The following is a 23,811-nucleotide window of genomic DNA, read 5'->3' as shown; positions in this document are numbered from 1 at the left end:
GTTCATAAGATCTGATTCGGCTGAAGCCCCGAAGCAGCAATGAGCGGAGCCTTTTGGACATCAATTACAAAAGGTTGTCCAAAATCACATTTGGTGGCAGGATATTCCCCCTGCACATTTTTCGAGTGGTTCTTGCAACAGAGCCTATATGTCGGAATCCAAAACGAGCGTAGAAGTGAGCAACACCTATGATTTTTGAAGTCAGCGCAAGCCAAGTTGAGAGGCTAGACGCCAACCAGATTGTCTCACTTCTTCGTCGGCTGGTTCATGCTGAGCTCCTTAAGCACCACATACCACTGCGCTCCGGAAGTGTCCCTGCGCAAATCACGATTGCGGATGGAGGTGAGGACGGTCGCGTAACATGGTCTGGTGGCACGAACCAGACTGATTGGTTGCCGTGCCGATATACGATTTTTCAGAGCAAGCGAGGCGCGATCACACCGAGCGTCCTGAAAAAGGAAACTTGGACAAAGGCCTCACAGAAAGCGGGCGAGACTCGCGTACTCAACGAAGCACTCTCACAGGCTATTGAGAATAGTGGTTCTTACATCGTCGTAACAGCAACCGCAGTTGTTGGTACTAAACGCGATGATCGCATCAACGCAATCCGTCAAGGAATTGAAGAAGCCGGGAATGATCCAGCACGCTTAGCAGAAATTGATATTTACGACTGCAATAAGCTTGCAGAATGGGTGAATACACATCCATCAATAGCTCTTTGGTTAAACTCACTTCTAAGAGAGGCCTTTCTCGGCGGATTTCAAACACATGAGGATTGGTCCAAAGCGCCAGATATTGTCGATATCCCTTATCAAGATGCTGAAGGCACGAGATTTGTCGCCAAGGGATCCGAAGTACGGACTTGGAAGAACGAGAAACCCGACGTCGGTGAAGAAAAAAACCTGCAGGGTATGAGGCAGCTTATTGCCGATTTTTTCGAAAGTAAGGGACAGGCGGTTCGTATCATTGGTCCCTCTGGTTTTGGCAAAACTAGATTTGCTTTTGAACTTATAAACCGGGATCACGGAATTCACGACGCTCTTGACGTAAACCAGATCGTTTTTTGCCACTATGACGATGTAAAAGAACTTGTTTTGAATATTGCGCGTGAGATGGCAGATAGTGGGTCGCGTGCCTTACTTATTGTGGACGACTGCCCAGATTCAATTCATACGCGATTGAGTGAGATGGTCCATCGTCAGGAGTCCAAGTGCTTAGCGATAACAATAGGGGTAGAAACAAAAGCTGTAGCTGCACGCAGAAACTTGATTGTTCAATTGAATCCCGCATCTGACCAACTCATATGCGATATCGCTGGCGCAGTTCATGAAAAAGCGAAAGGTTCGAACGCTTCTCTTGTACGAGATCTTGCACAAGGTTTTCCGCGGATGGCCGTACATGCAGCAAGAGCTTTGGAAGATGGTGATGCTGGGCTTAGTTCTGTTGAAGCACTTGTTTCCCGCATTGTGTGGGGCGACAAAGAAGAAAACTCGGCGGCCTTTGAGAGCTTACAACTCTTAAGTCTTTTTACACTTGTTGGCTTGGAAGAAGAATTTGAAAGTGAACTTGCTGAATTAGCTGCTTTTGCCGGACGTGAGGCATCAACAATATTTGGAGATTTGATGGGTTTCGTCGACCGTGGTGTGGTCGTTCGTAAAGGGGATTATGCGGAGGTTCAGCCTGTGCCCCTCGCAATGAGATTGACGAATATGTGGCTTGAAAGCAACCCCAGCGGGACACTAGCTCGGCTGTTCAGGCATCTAAGCGAACCGATGAAACTACGCATGGTTGGCCGCCTCCGTTGGATGTCATGGTCAAGCAAAGTTAAAGATTTCGCCAGAGCCCTGATAAATGAAGCGCTCCCAGATGAAGCCGCGCTTGATACGGAGTTCGGATCGAAATTACTGGACCGTTTTGTTCACCTCGCTCCTGATACCACCATGGAGCATCTGGAACAGCTAATTGGCCATAAGACTATTGACGATTTGCTTCTTTTCGAAACGGGGCGACGACACACTGTTTGGGCGTTGGAAAAGCTTGTGTTCAGAAGGCAAACTTTCGCTCCAGCCGCAACACTTTTGCTCAAACTTGGCGCTGCGGAAAATGAACATTGGGGCAACAATGCGACGGGACAGTTTGAGGGGCTGTATCAGCTGCATCTCTCAGGAACTGAGGCAACGCCGCAAGAGAAGCTCCTTGTTTTAGATCAAGGCTTGTCGATGGCAGATGATCGTGTGACAAAAATATGCTTGGAAGCATTGGACAGGATGCTCGACACAGGTCAGTTTTCCAGATCAGCAGGGCAAGAAGTCATAGGTGCGGATGAGGCACTTGATGATTGGGAGCCTGAGACATACGAAGATATTTTCAATTACTACCGTGAGGCACTCAAGCGACTTGAAGCCATTGCATTAAGTGACAACGCGCAACACTCTCGACGCGCTCTAAATAGCATTGGCTCGCACCTCAGGGGTTTGTTCCGTATCGAGCCATTACTGGATGAGATAAAAGCCGTAGTTGCAAGGTTGCGCGATCACTTCCCCAAATGGCCAAAACCATTAATGGGCGTGAATGATTGGCTTTTTTTTGATCGTGAGGACGCCTCAGAGGCACACCAAACTGCGCTTCGCGCCTACTATGACGAACTTTTACCAGAGTCAGATATAGATCTACTTATTTTCTATAGTTCGGGTTGGGCGACAGACATATACGATCCTGATGTGATGTATGACCGAGATGGTGATACGGATTTCGAATATGCAAGTCGACAGGTTGATGCTATTATCGAGCGCAATACCAAAGATTCAGAGTTTTTCTTTCCACTAATCGACGTATTCATCACTAGCGAGCTCAATTCGGCGTGGATAACGGTGCAGAAAATTTCAGCGCATGTCAGCGACCCAAGAGTGCTGTTAGACTACATCCTTAGCCAACTAGGAAATGATCCCGAATTGCTGCGGTTGCCAAATTTTGTCAGCAATACTATCGCAGGTGCCCGCCAAATCGACAGTGCTATAGCAGTGGATTGCTTAGAGCAAGCGCTTAGCGTTCCGCAACTCGAACCTCATGCAATCGAACTGATTGGTGCCGCGGGCTTAGACAATTCGCTAATGAAAAGGGTGATCGAGTATGTTGAACGGGGAGCGGTTGAGCCACGTAAAACACAGTCTATTGCCTTTGGCGACACTCTAAACGGGATAGCGCCAGAACTTATCGAGCAGCTGGTTTCCAAGCTGTGTGACCGACAGGAGGCCGGTGCTTGGGCGGCGATAGATTTTTTGTGCTATGCCTTGCATGGGATACCTCTCGAAGATGACCGCATAGTCAGAGCGGTAATGCAATCTTCTCTCAATCGCCAGCTCTTCGAACGATCTCAATACTCCAATATGGATTGGTATCATTGGTGCAATCTTGTAGAAAAGCTGTTTGATGCCGGATCGCTGAACAGAGGTGGTCATGAAGACCTTCTGCAGTTCATTCTCCACGTCACAGATATAGAGGATTACAGCGTCCAGTTAGCTTTTGACGACTACGCACAAAAAGCCCTACGGCGTATGATTACGGTCCAACCAGAACTGGTTTGGAGCAAATTTCATGACAAGCGTGCAAACATTGACTCAAGGGAAAAACGTCGCCTGGATGGTCTGTTCGACGCCGGCGTTGGCAACCCAGAGCAAGCTGGTGTCCTAAATGATATTCCCAACGAAATTTGTATTTCTTGGATGCTCGAAGACAAGCAGGGCCGTATAAGTTTCATACTCAATTGGATTGAGTTGTTCAAAAGTGGGGCGGAAAACCGAGAATGGTCGAGCACCTTCATCGACTTCATTGAAGAACATATCGACGATGCCAATTCGCTGGGTCCGGTGTTGTCGCGGCTCACCAGTGGCGTGTGGTCTGGATCATACGCAAACAAGCTGGAAAAGGTCGGACAAGAACTGAATGCCCTCAAGACTGCTGTCGTCAATCCAGTCGTCCTTAGGTGGGCAGATCAAACTTTGATACGCTTTGAAGATCAGATTTCTGCGGAACGACGAAGGGACGCCAACCGGGAAGCTGAGTTTCGACAATAATAGAATGTTATCGCGCTGTGAGGATGAAGCAGAGGGCAGCGTCCACCGTGGCCAGGCAGGTGGTCGATGTTCTTCCAGAATGAATCGTTCACCCTCAAGCGAATTCCGCGCAGGTCAGCCCAAGGCGGCGTACTCCGCGTTGTAACGTGCTTTCCGATACGCCGAACCGGCTGGCGGCTTGTGAGTATGTCTTGCCGTCTTGATTCATGTAGCGATGCGCTTCAATGATATCGTCTTCGCTGAGCAGGAAAGGTCGCCCGAACTTTGCGCCGCGCTGCTTTGCTGCTGTCAGACCTGCGCAGGTCCGCTCGCGGATCATGGCGCGTTCGAACTCGGCGATGGCCGCAAACACATGGAAGATCAGTTTGCCGCCATAGGTGTTGGTGTTGATTCCCTCGCTCAGGGCGCAGAACTGAATGCCGTCATTGTCGAGCCGAACCAGCAGGTCAGAGAGATGTTGCACCGATCTTCCCAACCGATCCAGCTTGTAGACCACTAAGGTATCGCCCTCGACCATCTCTCGCAGCATTTCCTCTAGACCGGGCCGCTCGGCCTTCGACCCGGAGACGCCATGGTCGTGGTAGATCTTATCGCAGTTGGCATGTTTCAGGGCATCCAGTTGAAGATTGATGCACTGATCCTGCGTCGAGACGCGTGCATAGCCGAGCAATCGACCATGCGGCTGTGCGGGCGGCAGCGGTTTCGGCCAAGACTTCATAAGACCGTCCTTTCAGGGCTAGCAAAAACGTTCCATTGTGACCGCCACGCATTTCGTACCCTCCGCTGTGCTCGGTTTTGTCCTAACGCCTTGATCTTCAAGGATCGACGCATCTTACAAATTTTCATAACATCTCTCATATGCACCATAGTCACTAACCAACGGTTTTGATTGGAACAAATCCGCAGGAGCTTGCCAATAGCGGCGGCGTCCTCGGCGCTGTTTTTCCACTGGAAATTGCGAGTCGGGCATGGGTCTTTGCCCCTAAACGGATCGCGGCGTTTCGATATGCTATTTTTGATAGACAAAAATGCACGATTGATGGCTTGACACGAAAGATAGTTTCAAAAAGCTTGCAAAAACGCAAGAATTTGTCTATATTTTGTGTTGCAACGCATAAGAACAACAAGATGTTGCAGAGGTGTGTGTCCGAAACGAACAAGAATTCGAGGACACAAATGGCAAAAGCCAAACAGACAAGTGCGATTTTTGGTGCGGTGACGGGCGCAGTGCTGACGGTCGCCACGGTGCTTTCCCCCACAGCATCCTTCGCGCAGGAAACCACTCCTGTGGCACAGCCACTTGACGAGTCTTTGTGGACGCAAGAGACGTGGGAACTGCGTCAAGCAAACAATGCAGCTCATGCGCATGTCGAAACGACAGAAAATGCAGTTGGGATAGTGTTTCACGCTGGAGATGATCTTCGTGAACGCGCACAGGCAGCGGCGGACAAGCACGGTGTACCTGTAGAGCACGCTCTGCAAGTCATGCTAAGCCGACTTGCAGAGGATTACGCTCAGAAGTTTGCTCAGCATGGACTTGACGCCGAAATGTTTGCGCGAACCAATTTGAACGCTCAAGCAAGCGGTCTTACTTACATCGTCAGAACGATCAATAGTGAAAACGAAATCACATCGATGGTGTATGAAGATAGAACTGGCAATGCTGTCTTGAACCTGGGGGAAGCCAATGCCGAGATACCGCGCGTAGCGGAAGCTGTTTCCTATTTGAACCAACGCGCTTCGCTAAAAGTTGATGAGCCTGCCCCTGGCCTAGGCGGCTAAGTCATTCCATTTTCTAACTTTAGATCACTGTTTTTTGCCAATTCAACTTGATTGTCAGTCACGGGTGGTGTGACCGCAGCAAATTGCTTACCAAAGTCAGCGCTTGCAAAGTCCAATGCGCTTTCACTTGAAAACAAATCATCTAAGGCTGCGTTTGACTGTTCGATATCGTGATCGGACGCAACGTTACTATCGCTAGAGGCATCTTGGAAATTTAAAGCGTCCGCTTCAATCTCTTCCGTCTGAGTAGACTTTGCAACCACGTTTGCTTGTCCGTATCCCTCACGCGATATCTTAGCGGCACTGGCTCGCTTATCCTCGATACTCAGGCCAAGATCATTGTCGATTTCCTTGACGTCATTCACGATGTCGTCGCGGCGACGATTTAGACCGTCTAACTGCCCTTGTAGACCGTCACGTTCACCTGCCAGAGACACACGATGTGTACCAAGGACAGCAGCCAGAGCGTCTGCAGCATCGGGATCATTGGGATCGATTGTTTTGCCGCTATTGCGGAGCGCTTCAATCACCTCAGGGTTTTGCAGCGCCTCTTCGACTGAAATAGAACCATCTTGCAGCCCTTCAATCAGGCTATCGACCGTATCAATGCGTTCATTCAGCTCGTTGATCTGACCTTCCAACGCAGCGATTTCAGTGTCGATAGCCGCCAGCTCGTCGAGAAGCGCTTGTAGCCGTCTCGCTTCGCGGTCTTTCTTCTCTTTCTGCCTTCGTTGATCTTCCTGCACCTTCGTCGCGGTCACGCTGTCTGCACCGCGTAACGCGCCGCCAAGCTCCTGGATCGAGCCATTGTCCATCTGCACCTGAATTCCGCGCAGCAAGCCTTCTGCAATCTGGCTCTTCGGTGAATTGGCATCGTTGTCGAGCGGTAACTCTGCATCCTTCCCAGATACATCAAGAATACGTGCTATTTCGAATTGTCGTGTGAGCACCCCTTGCTCATTCAAACTACTCATTGTCTTTAATCCCGTCACATCCCTGCGCCTCATTCGAGCGGGCACATTTGGTGCGTACCCACAAAGTATGGCGGTAAATGCTTAATATTTTATGTAAAATTAATGCAATTTGTCTAAAATTGTATATAAATCATGCGCTTATTGGTATGATGGTATGTGCAAACCTACGATACCAGCAAGAGTAAACCTCCTTCGAAGTCACAGTCACAAAAGGATAGCGCGGGAAATGTCCGTGTGACGCTTTCTGCCGATCTCGTAGACGCCTTACGGCATGAAAAGGACAGATCAGGCGTTGGGACATATCGCTTATTCAGGGAATTTGTCGATGAACAGGTGCCGAGCGGGCTGAGCATACAGATTGTACAATCCTGGCTTCGGAGAGACGTGAGGACAGCACGCAAGGATTATTTCGACTATATTCTGCAGCTCTGGCGGTCTTTGCCGGACACCGCGGTCATCAAAATCACCCCGCAGTTACGCGTACAATTGCGCAAAGAAGCCGAGCGCACAGGCAAAGGCCCAGTCGCTATGCTGCGTGGCGTGCGCCCCAGCCAGATTGATGGCCTGACATCGAATACCGTTGCTGCGTGGATGTCCGGCAAGATACGCAGCGCGGAAAAACATAAAGTGGACTTGGCATTGGAGCGATGGCGCTCTTTGCCAGATTGCGACGAAAATCTTATGTTGATGCTGGACGAGCATAGAGCGCATCTCAGGGCCGAGCTTGAGCGAACAGGGATCACGCATCGTGCACTATTTCAGGGGCTGGACGATGTGCCGGAGGGGCTGACAATCGGCGTCTTCAAATCTGTACTCGGCGGCACGACAAAGACGATCAGACAACGGCACTATGATTACGTTGTCTTCGTGCTCAATGCTTTGCCGGACGCTAAAGCCCCGAAGACAGGTCGCCAGAGCTGGCAGGGCACGGAACGGGTCACATTAACCGACGAGATGCGCGATGCCTTGAGGTGCGAAAAGTCGCGCACCGGCGTTTCTGAAAAAACGCTGGTTGCGGTTATGAGGGCTGATGGTGGGTCGCTGCCGCCAAAGTCTCCCACAATCAGCAATTGGATCACTGGCAAAACCCTATCAGCGCGCAAAGACCACTATGAGGCAGTGCTTGGACGATGGCGGTCATTGCCTGATGCAAATGCGTTTTGGGAGCTCTGATACATCTCCATCTCAAGTATGGATGAATACAATAGTATGATTTTGCTGAATTTTCTTGCAACCATGGGCTGTAATTGTTCATGGTGCGTTCTCATTGAGTGAACCAATACTGCGTAAGGAGATTTTATGAGTAACAATGATAGAAACGATGACCGATTAAGCCCAACCCGAAGCCGCCGCCCCGACATGCTGGGCGATACCGTTAAAGAGTTCGGCGATGGGAAGCGATCAAGCTGGAGTAAGGTTGCCGCCGCTTGGGCGCACAAGGATGGTAAGGGCTTTGAGATACGCATGGATGCGATGCCTGTCGATGGTCGGCTGGTACTGCGTGCCGCCAGCGATGACAGACAAGATGATGACTTGGTGCACGACCCGAAATAACAAGAACAGCGAGTTGACGTGGGGAGAGGGGTGAGCAGCGTGCTCACCCTCTTTTTTTTTAAACATTGGCAGGGGTGAATGGATGCAAACTCGCGTCAATTCAAATTATCTGGCCAATATAGATATCTGATCACGAGAGCATCTTGGCAAAGCAAGTATCTGATTTTACCCTAGTTCCCTAAAGTAAGGTGCGACAGCACATACCATATTACAACTATTGCTCAAAATGCTAAGGAACGAAGTAATAAAACAAACCAATCACCGAAGCCCCAGAATATTGTCGCTGTACTCGCCGAGGCCGCGATGAAATAATTCTGTCTGCGTTCCCCCGCTTTATCCACAGAAATCGCCATGGACAGTGCTTCCATTTCAGATTTTACAGCTGCGATCTGCGATGCGACTGGGTTCTCTTCCTGTCCTTCGATTTTGTCTAGGCGCGCAAGCAATTGATTATACTGTGTTCCGAGCCGCTTTTGAACCATGGAGCCATAGTCCTTTGAGAGGAATAGAGCTAAGAAGGAAATCGCGACACCGAGGGCGCCGCCACGTTGCCCTAACACCTCATCGTCATAAAAGGCGCCCAAAGCTACAAACATCAAACATACTATTAGCACCCCGCCGAGTAGCAGCCAAAACCTACTTAGTTCCGATGACCAAATCTTGCTCAGCATCGTAATCCTATCAGCTGCTAGAGAGCCCTTCCATTGATGCGATGTCTTCTGCAACGAATACATTTGGTTCGGTTTCGACGAAGACCACCCCGAACAGTTCGGAGGACGCGAGGAGGCTTCTAACCGGATTGGAGTCTGTTGGCAAAAAATTGAGATGCTTTACTAGCGAACTCTCGCCACTAGACACATACCTCACCAAACTGTCCACTAAGTCCATAAGGTCGGTGAAGTTGTCAGGTTTGTCTGTACGAAGTAGCTTAGGATCTGCTTTTAATGCTTCTTGGTGGTAAAGCTTAAGGCGTTGCTTTGCATCCTCAAGAACCTCCGCACTAAAGCTGAGCGTCACGCCCTGCGGAATGCCAGCCATATCCCCACCCCAACTTCGATCAGCGTTTAAGCTCGCCAACCTCTTCTTTTATCTCGGTCCATTTCACCATCATTTCCTTATCAGAAAGTGGTTTTAACCGCTCCCGCTTATGCACCTTTTCAAATGCCCTCGACAGTTCACTGTTTGGGCGCAGTTTGCTTACACTTAAAACTGGATTACTCTTCAAAAAAAACTCCGAACTCGCAAAATTACTATCTTCCTCTTCCATCGCAGAGCTCTCCCGCCTCAAAGCAACAATATGATTGACTGCTTCCGGCGCGATGTAACCACGTCGGAGGATTGATTTAACGTCGTAATTGTAACGCCTTAAGAAATAATTTACAACTGTTGCCAGTAGCACGCGTTCCATCGGGCGTGGCACATGATGCGCATGAAGTTCTTCCGCCAAGCCCGCCAGTCGTGCTCGTGTTTGATTGTCAAGGGTTACTGGAACCAAAATCCGCCGAGTTCTATTCATCGGACGATGGTCCAATGCAAACTTCAGTACACGCTCCTCTGTGTAGGTGGCTATGGCTTCAGGTAAAATCTCTGATAGCACGCGAGACGCGAGCTCGCGATCCACAACCTGACCTATCCTGCTTCGGTCAGCTGGCGCTGTGAGAACAACATAAGTATCTTGAGTCGGCATATTAACCAATTTTTAACTATATATTATGAGTTAACCGCTGCAGCGGATCGGGTCAAGTGTGTCGCGCATAACCAGCGTGTTCATGCGTAGAGTTTGCATCTGATTTCGCCAAATTCAAGGGTTTCAACACTTGACGAACCCTAAAAGCAGTCGCGATAGGGTTCTATAGTCAAAACGCATTCACTGCGTTTAACGAAGATTTGTTTGATCTTGTTGAACACAACGAGCGCTCTGTGTCACTTCAGCCTCCGACAGGCCTCGCAGTTGCTGCAACGACCCAGTGTTTTGATTTAGGGCGCATCCGGCCATGCCGGGGCGGGCTGTCGTGAACCGAGCCTGCAGTGCAGTCTCAGCCAGTCGGCTTCCATCCCTTGCGCGGCTTGGGGCTTCGCCCCGGGCGCATTTCAGCAAAAATAGATCGAAGAGGCTCTTTCGTTGTCGGCTCCTCCAGAGGCCCCTCCAACAACGAAAAGAGCCTTTCGCAGATTTTTCCTTCCATTTGCACCCCCACTCTCGGCGAGGGCCAAGGGTTGCAGGCGCAACCCCTGATCCAAGGAAGGAAAAGAAAGATGACAGTTCAATTGCATGCCCAGCCTTACGATATTTCAGCCGCAGGCTTTTATTTTGACAGCTATGACGACTATGCGGAGAAAGCCGCAGCTTTGCGCAACGACTATGGCGATCCCGTCGAGGAATTCGAAATCCAGTTCATTGATGGTGAAGCGATTGATTGCGATCTCGTCCATGCAATTGGCATCAATCAAGCCAATCTCAAACAGTTCTTCGACGCGGTTGGGGATTGGGATGATGATGACAAGACCCGCGTGATCCTCGCGGTGGGGGAATGTGGCAATTCATTTGATGCAGACACCCAGCCTAGCGAGTTTGAGGTCGATATCTACCATTTTGACACGATGCGCGAGCTTGCCGTTCACTTCGTGGAGGAAGGCTTGTTTGGTGACATCCCCGAACAGCTGCAATTCTATCTCGATTATGACGCCATCGCCCGTGATCTGGAGCACGACTACAGCGAGGCGCGAGTCGCAGGCCAATCCCTGATTTACCGCTGTGCTTGAGAGGAATGCAGCCCCAAGCCTCTCCCGCGCGGGAGGTTTCAGGGTGCAATCTTGTGCCGACTACAAAGAAGGAAACAAACCCATGACTTTACAATATATTGAACTTGAAAACCTCACCGTCTCCCCGCTGAACGTGCGCAAATACGGCGCGAAAGACTGTGATGACCTCGTCACCAGCATCCGCGCCCTTGGTCTCTTGCAGCCCTTGCTGGTGCGTGAGACAGACACCGCCTTTGAAATCATCGCAGGCCAGCGCCGCTTTAACGCCTGCCAGATCATTGCAGAAGACAGCACGGTTGATCCGCTGCCCTGTCTGGTGATGGCGCAGGATGATGATGCCGCTGCCATTGAGGCCAGTTTGGCTGAGAACATCGAACGTCTGCCGATGGATGAGGTCGATCAGTACAAGGCCTTTGCCAAACTCATCAAGGAAGGCCGCAGCGCAGAAGACATCGCCACCGCCTTTGGCATCACCACCCGCATGGTGTCCCAGCGGCTGGCCTTAGGGCGGCTTTATGCCCCGATCCTGACCGCCTATCGCAAGGATGAGATTCACGCCCGTGACATCCGCAATCTCACCATGGCAGCGCCCAAACAGCAAAAGGCATGGTGGGCTTTGGTCAAAGATGACGACAGCTATGCGCCCACAGGCCAACGTTTGAAAGACTGGCTGTTTGGCGGGGCGCATATCTCTACCGCAAATGCGCTCTTTGATGTTGAGCAGTCAGGGCTGACAGTTGTGTCTGATCTCTTTGGGGATGAAGCTTACTTTGCCGACAGTGAAGCGTTCTGGCCATTGCAGAATGCCGCCATCGCGGAACGGGTTGATGCCTGCCGTACCGAGGGCTGGGCGGATGTGGTTGTCATGGATGTGGGCGCGTATTTTGCAAGCTGGGACTATCGCAGCACCTCCAAAACCAAAGGCGGCAAGGTCTTTGTCACCTGCACCGCGCAAGGCGAGGTCGATTTCCACGAAGGCTATCTCACCAGTGCCGAGGCCAGACGGTTGGACAAAGTGGAGGCTGGAACACCCGCCGCGCCAAAGCCCGAACTGACCAAGGCTGGACAGAACTATGTTGATCTGCACCGCCATGCTGCCGTGCGGGGCGACTTGCTCAAGCACAGTGACACCGCCCTGCGTCTCATTGCGGCGCACATGATTGCGGGATCATCGCTCTGGGCGGTGAAGGCCGATCCGCAAAAGGCTTCAAAGCCAGAGATTGCGGAAAGCCTTGAGACCAACACAGCGCAACAGGCGTTTGAGGATGAACGTCAAGCCATCAAAACCCTGTTGGGCATGGAGGATATGGCGTTGCTCGACAAGCCAGACAGCTATTACGCACGCCCATGCATCACAGTGGTTTTTGCCAAGCTGGTTGAACTTGATGAAAGTGACGTGTTGCGCGTGCTGTCGTTCCTGATGGCAGACAGCCTTGCCGTGGGCACCGAGCTGGTCGAGGTGCTGGCGCAGAGCTTTGAAACGGATATCGCAGCCGCGTGGACAATTGATGACACCTTCTTTGACCTGATGCGCGACAAGCAGGCGATCAACGGCATGGTTGCCGAGATCGCAGGCGACAATGCCGCCAAGGAGCACATCACCGCCACCGCCAAGGTGCAGAAATCCATCATCAAGGCCTGCCTTGACGGCACCCGTACCCCGCAGGTCGAGAACTGGACACCGCGTTACATGCAGGTGCCGCAGCAGGGCTACACCGACCGCAGCGGGTTCCCAGACCCTGTTCAAGGGATCGAGGACATCGCTATTGCGGCGGAATGACAAACCGACCTTCTGGGAGCACGTGTCGTGTTCCCAGACCCCCACAAAAAAGGCGCGGACAGCCCAGACGGTCTGTCCGCCCGCATTTGATTTTTAAGGATGAGGTATGGTAGTATAAAGTAGGATAACAAAGAACAGGTCACCCATGTCTATGGTCAAAAAGAGCATCACCGTCACTGACAGTCAGGACGCCTTTATTCAGGCGCAGATCGCCTCTGGGCACTATGCCTCCGACAGCGAGGTGATCCGCGAAGCGCTGCGTGAAAAGCAGTTACGCATCGCCGAGATCGATGCACTGCGGGCTAAACTCGTCGCCTCTGAGGCCAGTGGCATCAGTAGCCGTACGCCTAGCGACATCCGCGCCGCCGCGAAGGAGCGCCTGAAAACCGCCCGATGAAGAAACTGTCCCTCCGCATTACAAAAGTCGCGGATCAGGACCTCGACGATCTCTACACCGAAGGCTTTACGACTTGGGGAGAGGCGCAGGCTGACCGTTACTACGATGGCTTGCTGGAGCGGTTCGAGCGGATTTGCGAAAACCCGAAAACGTACCCCGCCGTCGATGACATCCGCGCGGGATATCGCCGCTCCGTCTACGAAAAACACGCGATCTACTACGTGATTGATGGCGAGGCCGTCGAGGTACGCGCCGTGGTCAAGTATCAGGATGTCGATAGTCGCTCAGCGTGACGAACCCGCCTTTCACAGTCGCAGATGCTGCTGGCGCAGCACGTTCAACGTCGCTTTGGAGCCGATGCCATTAGAGCCGCAGTTAAAAGAACCGACGGCGCAGTCGGGCAATCCGTGGTCGTCCCGCCATCTGGTGCTTAACACTTTCGCCCGGGTTGACGCGGTAAATTACGGTAAAAACTCAACAAACCCTCACGCCAAGCACTGAAGTTATCCCACAAGCAAATCTGGTACGCTTGTCAGCCTTGATTGACTGGACAAAGCCATTCATTCAGACAAGGAAGGCTGTCCAGATAAAGTAACGCCGAAGGAATAGTGGAAGGAGAGCCAGTGCGATTTTTGCCGCCAGAGCCAATTGTCGACCTGTACAATGAGGGCTTTGAGGAGCCGGACATCCTCAAGCGAAAGCCGGTGAGCGAGGCGCTATCGGCACTGACCAATCGTATCAACGATCCGCTCGTCATCGCCATAGATGGCAAGTGGGGTAGCGGAAAGTCATATTTTTTAAAACGCTGGGTAGGGGCGCATACTCTAGAGAATGAAGCATCCTCAGTTACCGTTTACTTCGATGCTTTCGCTCAAGACTTCGTAAGTGATCCACTCCCAGCGCTACTCGCTGCACTTGAAGCAAGAGTTCCAGCTGAGCAAAGAAGTAAATTGCAAGCGGCAAAAGAAGCAGCCTTTAAACTTGTCAGGCCGATCAGCCGCATCGGGCTTTCTTTAGCTACTTTTGGTGCGATGCAGGCTTTAGATGATGTTGGCGACGCGGTTGCTGAAGCGGTTAGCGGCGAAGCAGCCAGAGGCATCGACACGTACTGGGAAGAGCAGGCGCACCGACAAACGGCGATGTCACAGTTCCGTTCAGCTATTGAAGCGTTGGCGGAAAGCGCGGTCGATGAGGCGTCAGGAGCGTCATTGATCTTCGTTGTTGACGAACTTGACCGGTGCAGACCGGATTATGCGCTGGAAGTACTTGAGATCATCAAGCACTTCTTCTCAATCCCGCGAGTACACTTCGTTTTGGGCGTAAATCTGGAAGCGTTACAGTTGAGCGTGGCCGCGCGTTATGGCGACAAATTGGATGCCGCTGCTTACCTACAGAAGTTCATCCAGATAAGACTGGCTTTACCAAACGAGATCGGAGACCGCTATCAACGGACACCAGCGATCATGGAATATGCGAAACACTTGATCGAGCAAATGGAGGTACCGCAGCATCTGGCTGAGCGCTTAAAGAACCAGTTGGCCGTCGTCGCGTACAATAATCGCGTCTCGATGAGAGATGTCGGCAAAATCGTCTCTTCCTTGATGCTGGCCAATAACGACGTTCTCACGAATGAGCGTTTTCTACCGGGTTGGCTTGACGCCATGATCGACCTCGTGATTGCCCAGGTCATCAAGCCAGACTTGTTTCCTAAGATGCTTACTTCATCCTGCTCGGACTTTGAATTAGTCGAGTATTTTGGCGCTACCGATGATAGAATTGGACGCGACGACGACGCAAGACGCAGCAGGTCTTTCGATCACGACGTCTACTGGAGGTATAGGGCATGGCAATTCTTTTGTAACGACGGTGTATTGGGCGACAATGAGTCGCCAAATGAAGAAGACAGGCGCGTTATGAATGCTCTTGGTGAGAGCCTTGACCGCTTCAGATCACCAGATGACGTGAAAAAAATCCCCCAGAAAGTGTACGACGATTGGCTAAATCTTTTCCGGCTACATTCTTAGGCATTGTAGCGAATTCCGCCGCATGGGCACCCAATTGGCTTCCTGCTTCCTAGCCAAACTAAGCCCCTCTCAACAGCGCCGATTAGGTAGTTGGATCAAAAGTCATCTGACGTTCGACAGCCGCGCGAATAGTGAACATCCCAAATCTTTGACACGACGCAGACAATGTTGTGAACTCCATCATCACGCCGTGTCACGCATTATCGATTGATCGGAACGTCAAGCACTTCTGACCCAGACCGACCATTGCACTGCTCGAAGGGCAACAAGAAAAGTGCGGACTTACTGCCATTCGCGGCGCTTGCCCGAACGTCGACTTCAGAAATAGACTAGATAAAGGCGTCGCCTTTGCAGACTAAGCAACAGTTGAGAAGCGATTGATCTGCGCGAACCTGTCGAACAGAAGAACAGGCTTAACGATCATAGAAAGGTACTGTTTACGCCACCACTTACTCGCCTTGATTCATGCTCAAGCCCCCGAGCTGACCCGTTTTTGACGCCTACATATCGTGTCTCACTATCCGCATTGCGTTCGGCCGTTTCTCCGCCTCCCAGATGTAAACCAGAGCTTCCGATATCGCGACCATTGGAATACTGGATAATAATGAAATCACAGTATTCCGCATCGCTAGGGCACTGAAAACGCGCGGAGAACGACATTAATTTTTCTCCTCTAACTTCGGGTCATCCTTTGGTTTGTCCTTAACTGGCTCTTCAAGATTTTTTTTCTGCTCCTCAGGATCTTTTAGATCAGGGACTTCTAACTGCTTGAAATCTTCCCCAAGTGCCAACTTCAACAACTCAACGATATCGGACTTCTCGCCCTTTTCGATTGCAAATTTGATCACCTCTGTCGCAACTGCAGCTTCGTCTTCCGTTGGCACCTGTTCCATTCGGATTTCTGCATGAGACACGTTGACTGAACCATGATCATAGCTCTCGCTGTCGGCCCACCATTTAAATCTGATTGTCGAGTTCGTGCGGGCATAAAACCGGTAGTGCCCTTTGAACGCCTTCATAAATTTCGCAAAAGCTGCGGCTGCACTAGCGTCACCTTTGTCATCTCCAAAGGAGAAAATCCCTGTAAGGAATCCCTCCCTAACTGATCGGTTTAGTTCCGTCATTACACCAGTATCGTAAGATAGTTCACCGGCTTGATCAGTTCCGTTCCATTCGGTACCCGAATGATGGCCTTTGCGGTATATTTCGTGACCTAGTATGCGATAACCAAGTGGAGCTGAAAACTTAGCTTCTCCTGAACGATCTCTGCTTCTGCTGCCAAGATCAACGTCGCAGATATCGAAAGTCTCTGTTACAATTCTTCCAATTCCAACAGGTTCTGCCATATAAAAATCCTCCATAAATTATGACCGGAATATAGGTCAGAGCAGCAACAGGTCTCGAACGGTCATCTTAGCCTACGGAAAAAATCTTGTATGCTCCACGCTGCAACATCTGGAAAAAAGTTGTTTGAGTCTATCATTTTCTCGGCCAGCTAACCAAAACCGGACATTGATGCACAGTGCAGTATCCGTCACTCTGGGCTCTCAAGAGACCTGCTTTGCACATTGAGCGAAGGTCCGCTGCGGCGTCCGGGAGGCGGTTAACCTATTGATGGCCCGTCGCGTGATCGGGTTTGTCTTTGCTGGCGGTGCCGATACTTTTGATGCATCGCCCAATTCGGTCGGTCGCGGTTGTTGATAAAAAGGCGCATGTCGTCCCGATGCCTTGTCATGGCTACGTATGCAAGATGCCGACCCATCGAGCTTGACGCTAAAACGTAGGCATTGTCGATAGTCGCGCCTTGGGATTTGTGGATCGTGACAGCGTAGCCGTGATCGAAGGTCTTGAAGGCACGCGGATCAAAGCGGACCAGCCTGTCTTTATCGCCATCAAGCGCGACGGTTATCTCGCCTGCCTTCGCTTCAACAACGGTTCCCAGCATGCCGTTCTTAACGCCAATGTCCTTGTCGTTGCGGGTGAAGACAAGGCGGTCTTCTGCGCCGAAGGCGCGCTGCCCTGTTTCTGTTTTGAACATCACCTCTGGCCGGGCATCATCGCCGGTTCGCAGTGCCGCTCGAATAGCCTGGTTCAGTGCATGCACATCTTTGCGCTTGTGGGCGAAGGCAAGGCGGGACTTACCCTTGCCATGTGCAACGACATCCATCGCGTAACTTTCGACCAGTGCATCGATAGCGGCCTGGCGTTGATCGGTTTGCGTGACGGCATCGCGTTTGTGATAAGCATCGACGGCTTTCGATACATCGCCAGCAGCCAGATCGCGTGAGGCTTGCTTTTGCCAGTCAGCCGACTGACGGTGGATTTCTGTAAGGTGCGCTGCACCATGCGCACCTACCACGCGTCGGAAGGGCGTCCCTGCTTCAATCGGTTGCAACTGATCCGGGTCGCCGACCAGAACCAGCTTCGCCCCGATGTCTTGCATCTTTGCCGTGACACGCGCCAGTTGTCGTGTGCCGACCATGCCAGCTTCGTCGACAATGAGGACATCACCCTTGGCAATCGGAGCATATCCATTCTTCCAGGATAGTTCCAATGACGCCAGTGTGCGGCTGGTGATCCCCGAGGCGTTCTCTAATTCTTCGGCGGCTTTTCCGGCCAGCGCCGCGCCATGTATCGTCACGCCCTGCCGCGCCCATGCGTCTCGCGCGGTCGCAAGCAATGTGCTTTTTCCCGCGCCCGCGAGACCGACCACGGATGATAGCTGTTTGTCGCCGAGAACATGGTACAGCGCTGCCCTTTGCTCACGGCTGAGTTCGCCACCAAATGCGCGGCGCATCTGCCTGTTCTGAGTTCTGACAGCATGTTTGATATGCAGCTGATCGACGGCGAAGCCGCTGGTGTCGGATAATGCACGTGCAGCGTGATCCAGTTTTTGCTCGGCTCTTTGATAATCCTGCGTGGTAAAGACGGGCGTCATGTCGTCAGACGGAAGGCGGACTAGCTCAGGTGACTTCAACGCTTGATCAGCTGCTCTTTGCAGCGCCAACGGATCGTCGATACGCTTAGCCAGGGTGCGCAACACATCCACACGTTTGAACACAGCCTTGGTCTGAGAGAGATGCGCCAGAGCTAGTTCTGGGGACGCCAGCAACTGATCTCGTGAATGCGGCAAGCCGTCGTCGCGCAGGACCAGTGCCTGCTTCGGATCGCACTGGCTCTGACTGTGAAAGGCTTTCGACAGACCTTGCTGCTGACCATCCCGTGTGAGGGCGCGTCGTTCTGAGAGATGCTTTGTGACAAGCGCGTGTTGCGCAGCGCGGTCACGCATCGCAGCTGTGCGTGCTTCCTCTTCTAGGCGGGCTAGCGTTCTCTGGTCTTGTCCGGTCACGCGTGCCAGCGCACCGCGCAAGCCCGTCGGCAATTGCGCCTGCCGTGCCTGGCGGTCTAACAGCCGCTGGTCTTCCTGCGCTTTGAGCAAAGCCGCACGCTCTTCACGTTGGGCGGCGACCAGTTTCAAGCGTCTTGCCTCAAACGCCTCATTGCGCGGATTGGTAGGCTGTTCTGGAAGCTGATGTAGGTCTGCTGTTAAATCCACCACCGATGGCAGGTCTTGCTCAGACCCCAGACGCGCCCGCATCTCCCTTGGCTTGACACCGCACCAGCGTGATAGTGACCAAACCTTGCCTGCGGCATCGATGGCAACAAAGCCGCGCCGGTCGCCCCGCGCCAGAGCAAATCCTTGCTCTTTGAGAGCGGCTTCAAATCCGGCTCGGGAGTCCGAGGCCGCCCAACACGCTTGGAACATCGCTTTTTGCGCCTTGGAATCGCGCTGCGTCTGTTTGGCTTGAGCAGCTTCCTGCCGCGTGTAATTCAGCGGATCGCGTTTGCCCGCATCGCGGAATCCGGCAGGCATATCCCATTCATGCAACTGATAGAGTTCCTGCGACAGGCTACAGAGCTTGCGCTTGTAATGCGCTATATTGATCGCCTTCAATTCCTGCACGTCGATGCGCGACCAAACTGCATGCGCATGCCGCCGCCCGTTTTTTTCATGAAATACAATGGCGCGGGGCTGGCCCGCCAAACCCAACCGCGCCTCAACCTGCCTGATCGTCTCCTCGAAAGTCTCGACCGAGACATCTTCATTGGCCGGTGGGTTCAGCGACAGGGAGAACAGGTATTTGCGGCAGCGCGTAGCACCGGAGATCGCTTCGGCCTCGGCGAGGGCTCCATGGAGGTCATCGGCAACGAATCCGTCTAGTGCATGCACTGTGACATGATCGTTGTCGCGCGGATTCAGCAAGTGTCGCGCCAGCTCGGCGCTATAACCGCGTTCGTTGCCTTCGAGTATCACCTTTTATCGCCCTCGGCTTTAACACTTCGCTGCTGCTTTCCCAGTGCCTGCATCAACAGGGTGCGAATAGCCGCGAGATGCGCATTCGCCTCTGTAATCTGCTCTTTCTCCGCCTCACCAAAGATCAATGCGCCGATGTTGGCGTGGTAGGCAAGTTGATTGAGATTGCTGGCGATCCGTGACTGTCCGAGCAAGGCCAGCACTTCTGCCGCCGCTTTCTTATCTTCGATGATGTCTTTCGGACGTGTCTTGCGCACCTTTGCATCTTCCTCGAAAACACAGGCGCGAACATAGGCGCTGAGCGACATATCTGCCGACAGTCTTTCTAACCGCGCACGTTCTTCCGGTGTCAGGCGTAGTGTCAAAGGCGACAAGGTCGTGCGTTTTTTGTTTGCTGGGCCTGCCGCCGCCTTGAACGCTGGCGTGACCCTTGCATCCGCTTGCGGAGGGACACTCATGGCGACGGCTCGCGATCTGATGCTGGTTGACCTAACCTATCATCGTCCAAAGCATGTGATTTTTTGTTAGTCTTGGTCTCGCTGTATCTCCAACCGCAGACGTCGTATGCGTTGAACAGATGATGTAGCCCTTTAAAGCCGCATGAATCAGATGTGGTGCGATTTTGAGGATTAGACGAAGGCGAGCTCCCGCAACCAACTTTACCTACCACCCCCTTAGCACCTTGCTCAGGGAGTCGGTAGATAGCAAAAACAAACGCCATATCAACATCTGAGCAAGCATCACGTACGTTGGCTGCAGCGGTATCATTGCGGTTCTTACGCAGGCGGTTGAGGTGATCAGTATATTTTTTGCAGAATAGGGCTTAGAGGTCGGGGGGCACCAGCTGGACTTGTAGTGCACTCAAGATATCCTCTTCCAAGTAGTTTCGACTGATCATCAGACGATTGTCACAGGTGCCTTTGTTGCGCGCACTGGAGCACCCGATCTGCGTGCATTAACAGATGAACAAGCGCGAAAGGTGTTGATTGGAGGCGACAGGTTCAGGATGTTGTCGACTCCCCTTGATGGTGTCGAGTGATGTGGTTGTCAGCGTCTGTTTCATGCAGACAACGTAAAACACCCAGAATCCACGTGTCAGGGTTGGTTTGAGGAACTATGCAGCGACCAACGACAGTCTGACTGGACGTGAAAAACTATGCGAAACGCATTTCTCTAAACGTGAGCGACAAACGCCGGGATCGGGGTTGTTTCTGACCATTCACGATATCGCTTTTGCGTGCTGGAATGGCGTGGGTCCAAACATGACGTGCGTCGTCTGAAAGCACCAACAGGCTCCCAGGCTCAAGTACCAGATCGACTTTTTGGCTGGCCTCCCGGTTTTCTAAGCGCATCACACATGACGACAGCAGGCTCAAAGACGCGATAACATCGCCAAAACAGGGCCTGCAATCCACATGCGCAGATATTCCCTGACCCGGCATGTACTCATTCACAATGACCTGATCAGGAACGGAGTCGAAATGGCCAGAATGGGTTAGCCGTTCTGCCAAAACCTGCAAGAACGGGGGAAGCGGACCGATATAGTCTTCTTTTCGAGCCTGCCTTGATTTGTAATCGTAGCGATAGCCGTAGTGCTGCACACGCCGTTTCAGATCGTTGCGCCACGATTGCGCATCAATTTTGTGCGCCAAACAGTCGGCCTCTTCGGCCGAAATGAAATCCGGCTGATAACTCAGGCTCGAAGGTAGATCAGGCTGAAAAAACGAAAATTGCGAAGGCTGTGTGCTCATTTATCGCCGACTCCTCATCGGCCGTGTTCTGATATGAATAGACCGGATAGTCTTTGGGGCTGAATGTATAGACGTCTCGGGCTGCAGAGCCAGCTGTCCTGGCTGCATCATCCATCTTGAACGCGCCCTCATGGAGTGGGCTATCCGCCGTTGATATGAAGGTAAGGCCACCAGATTTTAGGCGGGCGCGGCTGCATTTCAGAAAGCGTGTAACAAGAACAGTGTTTGGATTTTGGCCGTAGAGCGCCTCGCACGATGCGACATTTGGAAACTGGAAGATGATGCTGCGAAACCGACGCTGACCGATTGTTTCTGATAGGCAAGTTGCATCAGCCTCGGCTTTGACCTGCGCACCAAAGTCCTTGCAGTTCCGGCAGATTTTTGTCGGATGGGAGTGTTGAGTTGCCGTCACTTGTCAATGTTTGCTTCCTTGAAAGGGTCGTTTCGAGAACTTAGTTTGTGCAGTAGCTGCAAGAGCTAGGATGAACGTCGGTAATCGACGTTTCACGCAATCGTTTCACAAAACTCTCTTCGACTTCATCAAGGACTGCTGCAACGCGCTTTTGAAGGCTCGACTCCACACTGCAGCGCAACGTCTCGGTGGCGTTCTCGCTGCCCGATACAAGTCGCTCATCCAGCGCGAGGTAGACATCAGCAAGGGTGATGCTTTCAGCGGGTTTGGCCAACCGCCAACCGCCAGCATGTCCCTTTTCAGAAGACAGCAGGCCCGCTTCGCGAAGCCTCCCAAGCACTCTGCGCACCACGACAGGGTTTGTTCCAGCATGATCCGCGATATCAGCAGAAGTCCGCATGCGGTCTGGGTCGCCCGCCATGTGACTGAGCGTATGTAGGGCAAGTGAAAGGCGGCTATTTCGCTTCATGCGCAATTCTTCTCCAGATCGGACCATACGTAACAATTGTAGTTGCATTCGTCTAGTAACTGCCTAAGTTGCGTGATTGTCGCTGCATACGTTGGAGATCAGGCATGCCGGATACTCGACTTTCCGTCACTGTTTTATCCGGCTTCCTGGGCGCGGGTAAAACCACCTTGCTGAACCGCACACTCAACAATCGCGAGGATCGGCGCGTGGCCATCATCGTGAGTGATATGTCCGAAGTGAACATCGATGCGGACCTCGTTTGTGCGGATACCGAACTGACCCGAACGGATGAAACACTTGTTGAGATGTCGAACGGTTGCATCTGGTGCATGTTGCACGACGACCCTGTAGAAGAAGTGCGCCTACTGGCGACAGAAAAACGGTTTGATTTTCTGCTAGTCGAAAGCACAGGGCTTTCTGAGCCACTGCCGGTGACGGTGGTTGATGCTGTGAGCCTGCTCAAGGACTTCTCCAGCTACGATTTCCTGCGTGACCGGGACGAGGTCATAGGCGAAGAGGACGAGCGCACGCTTGTTCATCTTCTGAGCAATCAGATGAAATTTGCGGATGTCGTTATCCTGAACAAGGTTGCGGATGCAACAGAGGCACAGGTCGATGCAGCCTGCAAGATCATTCGTAGCCTGAATGCGGATGCCGAGATCATCGAAACCAACCATGCCAAGGTTGCTGCCGAGAAAATCCTCGACACCGGCCTCATCGATTTCGACAAAGCGCACGAATTTCCGATGTGGGCCAAAGAGCTCCACGGCTTTGCTGATCATGTGCCCGAGACCGAAGAATATGGTGTGATGTCATACGTCTATCGTGCACGCCAGCCCTTCACCCCAGAAATAACCCTAACGGTTCTGAACGGCGATATGCCGGGTGCAATCCGTGCCAAGGGGCATTTCTGGATCGCAACGCGGCCAGAACGGGTTGCTGAGTTCTCGCTGGCAGGGTCGCTGTCCAGCATCAAACCGATTGGGATCTGGTGGGCTCCCATTCGACAGGACCCCTGGCCTGATCACGCGTCCGCACACGATTGCATGCAGCAGCATTGGGTGGAGCCATGGGGCGACCGGCGACTGGAACTCATGTTTATTGAGTCCGAAATCGACTGGCTGGGACTGAACGCGAAGCTCGACATCTGCCTCATTCCACCCGTCATGGCTTCTAGACCTGATGCCTTGCCATTGGAAATGCCAGATCCGTTTTCTGGATGGCGGCGTGTTGAGGATGCCGCATGAGCCGCAATCTGGGGCAGTGCAGCCTGCGTAGAAAGCGACGTGACGGTGATCCGATGGAAACCTTCGACGGCTTGCCTGCACCGGTTCGGCAATGGGTCACGCAGGCGGCTTTGCCATGGTCTCCAGCCTCAGTTCGCCGCATCTGGTCTAAATCGCGAGCCAAGGGGTTATCGGATGACGAGGCGCTATTGTCGCTCAGTCAGGCCGAGGCCCGCACGCTTGCCCGAGATCAGCAATCTACCGCTTTCAAATTCAACTCAATGATCTGAA

At 52.3% G+C, this 23,811-nt stretch carries 22 protein-coding genes; 11 read left to right on the top strand and 11 right to left on the bottom strand.

Annotated features, from left to right (window positions below; genetic code table 11):
• The first annotated feature begins 188 nt into the window (after positions 1-188).
• On the top strand, positions 189-4,073 hold the full coding sequence (locus ISX84_RS05860) for a hypothetical protein (protein ID WP_195819419.1): 3,885 nt from the start codon (positions 189-191) through the stop codon (positions 4,071-4,073).
• 94 nt (positions 4,074-4,167) lie between these two features.
• Here ISX84_RS05860 and ISX84_RS05855 read toward each other — a convergent pair whose 3' ends face one another.
• Positions 4,168-4,791, bottom strand: coding sequence for a recombinase family protein (locus ISX84_RS05855; protein ID WP_195819418.1), 624 nt, complete (start codon positions 4,789-4,791; stop codon positions 4,168-4,170).
• 167 nt (positions 4,792-4,958) lie between these two features.
• Here ISX84_RS05855 and ISX84_RS05850 point away from each other — a divergent pair, with 167 nt between their 5' ends.
• Complete coding sequence (locus tag ISX84_RS05850) at positions 4,959-5,855, top strand: hypothetical protein (RefSeq protein WP_195819417.1); 897 nt, start codon at positions 4,959-4,961, stop codon at positions 5,853-5,855.
• Here the strand turns inward: ISX84_RS05850 and ISX84_RS05845 are convergent.
• Complete coding sequence (locus tag ISX84_RS05845; RefSeq protein WP_195819416.1) at positions 5,852-6,829, bottom strand: hypothetical protein; 978 nt, start codon at positions 6,827-6,829, stop codon at positions 5,852-5,854. The genes ISX84_RS05850 and ISX84_RS05845 overlap by 4 nt on opposite strands.
• A gap of 234 nt (positions 6,830-7,063) precedes the next feature.
• Here ISX84_RS05845 and ISX84_RS05840 point away from each other — a divergent pair, with 234 nt between their 5' ends.
• Together ISX84_RS05840 and ISX84_RS05835 are read left to right on the top strand one after the other, a co-directional pair.
• Entirely contained in the window at positions 7,064-8,002 is a 939-nt protein-coding gene (locus ISX84_RS05840) for a hypothetical protein (protein ID WP_195819415.1), read from the top strand.
• Between the two features lie 126 nt (positions 8,003-8,128).
• Positions 8,129-8,383 carry a hypothetical protein gene (locus tag ISX84_RS05835; RefSeq protein ID WP_229884159.1) on the top strand — a complete coding sequence of 85 codons (255 nt, stop codon included), beginning with the start codon at positions 8,129-8,131 and terminating at the stop codon, positions 8,381-8,383.
• 221 nt (positions 8,384-8,604) lie between these two features.
• Here the strand turns inward: ISX84_RS05835 and ISX84_RS05830 are convergent, their stop codons facing one another.
• Genes ISX84_RS05830 through ISX84_RS05820 form a run of 3 tightly spaced genes read right to left on the bottom strand, consistent with a single transcriptional unit; the run spans position 8,605 to position 10,004 of the window.
• Positions 8,605-9,054 carry a hypothetical protein gene (locus tag ISX84_RS05830; RefSeq protein WP_195819414.1) on the bottom strand — a complete coding sequence of 150 codons (450 nt, stop codon included), beginning with the start codon at positions 9,052-9,054 and terminating at the stop codon, positions 8,605-8,607.
• A 10-nt stretch (positions 9,055-9,064) separates the two neighbouring features.
• Positions 9,065-9,421 (bottom strand): hypothetical protein, encoded by a 357-nt coding sequence (locus ISX84_RS05825; RefSeq protein ID WP_195819413.1) that lies wholly within the window; start codon positions 9,419-9,421, stop codon positions 9,065-9,067.
• Between the two features lie 19 nt (positions 9,422-9,440).
• Positions 9,441-10,004 carry a hypothetical protein gene (locus tag ISX84_RS05820; protein ID WP_195819412.1) on the bottom strand — a complete coding sequence of 188 codons (564 nt, stop codon included), beginning with the start codon at positions 10,002-10,004 and terminating at the stop codon, positions 9,441-9,443.
• A 635-nt stretch (positions 10,005-10,639) separates the two neighbouring features.
• On the opposite strand from ISX84_RS05820, the gene ISX84_RS05815 reads away from it, so the two are divergent.
• The 5 genes from ISX84_RS05815 (at position 10,640) to ISX84_RS05795 (ending at position 15,347) form a co-directional block, all read left to right on the top strand.
• Positions 10,640-11,146, top strand: coding sequence for an antirestriction protein ArdA (locus ISX84_RS05815; protein ID WP_195819411.1), 507 nt, complete (start codon positions 10,640-10,642; stop codon positions 11,144-11,146).
• Between the two features lie 82 nt (positions 11,147-11,228).
• On the top strand, positions 11,229-12,926 hold the full coding sequence (locus ISX84_RS05810) for a ParB/RepB/Spo0J family partition protein (protein WP_195819410.1): 1,698 nt from the start codon (positions 11,229-11,231) through the stop codon (positions 12,924-12,926).
• Positions 12,927-13,071: 145 nt separating this feature from the next.
• The gene (locus tag ISX84_RS05805) at positions 13,072-13,323 is read left to right on the top strand and encodes a type II toxin-antitoxin system ParD family antitoxin (protein ID WP_195819409.1); all 252 of its coding nucleotides are present in this window, start codon (positions 13,072-13,074) and stop codon (positions 13,321-13,323) included.
• Positions 13,320-13,616 (top strand): type II toxin-antitoxin system RelE/ParE family toxin, encoded by a 297-nt coding sequence (locus tag ISX84_RS05800; protein ID WP_195819408.1) that lies wholly within the window; start codon positions 13,320-13,322, stop codon positions 13,614-13,616. The genes ISX84_RS05805 and ISX84_RS05800 overlap by 4 nt, the downstream gene beginning before the upstream one ends.
• A gap of 330 nt (positions 13,617-13,946) precedes the next feature.
• Positions 13,947-15,347: a KAP family P-loop NTPase fold protein gene (locus tag ISX84_RS05795; RefSeq protein ID WP_195819407.1), complete on the top strand. Its 1,401-nt coding sequence runs from the start codon at positions 13,947-13,949 to the stop codon at positions 15,345-15,347.
• Positions 15,348-16,006: 659 nt separating this feature from the next.
• Here the strand turns inward: ISX84_RS05795 and ISX84_RS05790 are convergent.
• The 6 genes from ISX84_RS05790 to ISX84_RS05765 form a co-directional block, all read right to left on the bottom strand.
• On the bottom strand, positions 16,007-16,693 hold the full coding sequence (locus tag ISX84_RS05790) for a hypothetical protein (RefSeq protein WP_195819406.1): 687 nt from the start codon (positions 16,691-16,693) through the stop codon (positions 16,007-16,009).
• A 257-nt stretch (positions 16,694-16,950) separates the two neighbouring features.
• Positions 16,951-19,662 (bottom strand): AAA family ATPase, encoded by a 2,712-nt coding sequence (locus ISX84_RS05785; protein ID WP_195819405.1) that lies wholly within the window; start codon positions 19,660-19,662, stop codon positions 16,951-16,953.
• Positions 19,659-20,120, bottom strand: coding sequence for a plasmid mobilization protein (locus tag ISX84_RS05780; RefSeq protein ID WP_442800614.1), 462 nt, complete (start codon positions 20,118-20,120; stop codon positions 19,659-19,661). The genes ISX84_RS05785 and ISX84_RS05780 overlap by 4 nt, the downstream gene beginning before the upstream one ends.
• 696 nt (positions 20,121-20,816) lie before the next feature.
• Positions 20,817-21,413: an alpha-ketoglutarate-dependent dioxygenase AlkB gene (locus ISX84_RS05775; RefSeq protein ID WP_195819404.1), complete on the bottom strand. Its 597-nt coding sequence runs from the start codon at positions 21,411-21,413 to the stop codon at positions 20,817-20,819.
• Positions 21,373-21,825, bottom strand: a complete 453-nt coding sequence (locus ISX84_RS23540) for a Rossmann-like fold-containing protein (RefSeq protein WP_195819403.1) — start codon at positions 21,823-21,825, stop codon at positions 21,373-21,375. Before ISX84_RS23540 ends, ISX84_RS05775 begins: the two co-directional genes overlap by 41 nt.
• 40 nt (positions 21,826-21,865) lie before the next feature.
• On the bottom strand, positions 21,866-22,294 hold the full coding sequence (locus ISX84_RS05765; protein ID WP_195819402.1) for an Rrf2 family transcriptional regulator: 429 nt from the start codon (positions 22,292-22,294) through the stop codon (positions 21,866-21,868).
• A 104-nt stretch (positions 22,295-22,398) separates the two neighbouring features.
• Here ISX84_RS05765 and ISX84_RS05760 point away from each other — a divergent pair, with 104 nt between their 5' ends.
• Both ISX84_RS05760 and ISX84_RS05755 read left to right on the top strand, forming a co-directional pair.
• Entirely contained in the window at positions 22,399-23,541 is a 1,143-nt protein-coding gene (locus ISX84_RS05760; protein WP_195819401.1) for a CobW family GTP-binding protein, read from the top strand.
• Positions 23,538-23,810, top strand: a complete 273-nt coding sequence (locus tag ISX84_RS05755) for a DUF6525 family protein (protein WP_195819400.1) — start codon at positions 23,538-23,540, stop codon at positions 23,808-23,810. The genes ISX84_RS05760 and ISX84_RS05755 overlap by 4 nt, the downstream gene beginning before the upstream one ends.
• Position 23,811 lies beyond the last annotated feature (1 nt).

Source organism: Roseobacter sp. MH60115 (assembly GCF_015644665.1).
Classification (GTDB): domain Bacteria; phylum Pseudomonadota; class Alphaproteobacteria; order Rhodobacterales; family Rhodobacteraceae; genus Roseobacter.
The sequence above is the reverse complement of the archived record's forward strand: the minus strand, read 5'-3'. Positions and strand labels throughout refer to the sequence as shown.

Bases quoted from the DNA above. Each gene is read 5' to 3' on its own strand.
- ISX84_RS05775 (WP_195819404.1), bottom strand. From the start codon at position 21,413: ATGAGCACACAGCCTTCGCAATTTTCGTTTTTTCAGCCTGATCTACCT.
- ISX84_RS05805 (WP_195819409.1), top strand. From the start codon at position 13,072: ATGTCTATGGTCAAAAAGAGCATCACCGTCACTGACAGTCAGGACGCC.
- ISX84_RS05800 (WP_195819408.1), top strand. From the start codon at position 13,320: ATGAAGAAACTGTCCCTCCGCATTACAAAAGTCGCGGATCAGGACCTC.
- ISX84_RS05760 (WP_195819401.1), top strand. From the start codon at position 22,399: ATGCCGGATACTCGACTTTCCGTCACTGTTTTATCCGGCTTCCTGGGC.
- ISX84_RS05860 (WP_195819419.1), top strand. From the start codon at position 189: ATGATTTTTGAAGTCAGCGCAAGCCAAGTTGAGAGGCTAGACGCCAAC.
- ISX84_RS05765 (WP_195819402.1), bottom strand. From the start codon at position 22,294: ATGAAGCGAAATAGCCGCCTTTCACTTGCCCTACATACGCTCAGTCAC.
- ISX84_RS05830 (WP_195819414.1), bottom strand. From the start codon at position 9,054: ATGCTGAGCAAGATTTGGTCATCGGAACTAAGTAGGTTTTGGCTGCTA.
- ISX84_RS05825 (WP_195819413.1), bottom strand. From the start codon at position 9,421: ATGGCTGGCATTCCGCAGGGCGTGACGCTCAGCTTTAGTGCGGAGGTT.
- ISX84_RS05810 (WP_195819410.1), top strand. From the start codon at position 11,229: ATGACTTTACAATATATTGAACTTGAAAACCTCACCGTCTCCCCGCTG.
- ISX84_RS05815 (WP_195819411.1), top strand. From the start codon at position 10,640: ATGACAGTTCAATTGCATGCCCAGCCTTACGATATTTCAGCCGCAGGC.
- ISX84_RS05790 (WP_195819406.1), bottom strand. From the start codon at position 16,693: ATGGCAGAACCTGTTGGAATTGGAAGAATTGTAACAGAGACTTTCGAT.
- ISX84_RS05780 (WP_442800614.1), bottom strand. From the start codon at position 20,120: ATGAGTGTCCCTCCGCAAGCGGATGCAAGGGTCACGCCAGCGTTCAAG.
- ISX84_RS05845 (WP_195819416.1), bottom strand. From the start codon at position 6,829: ATGAGTAGTTTGAATGAGCAAGGGGTGCTCACACGACAATTCGAAATA.
- ISX84_RS05835 (WP_229884159.1), top strand. From the start codon at position 8,129: ATGAGTAACAATGATAGAAACGATGACCGATTAAGCCCAACCCGAAGC.
- ISX84_RS05855 (WP_195819418.1), bottom strand. From the start codon at position 4,791: ATGAAGTCTTGGCCGAAACCGCTGCCGCCCGCACAGCCGCATGGTCGA.
- ISX84_RS05755 (WP_195819400.1), top strand. From the start codon at position 23,538: ATGAGCCGCAATCTGGGGCAGTGCAGCCTGCGTAGAAAGCGACGTGAC.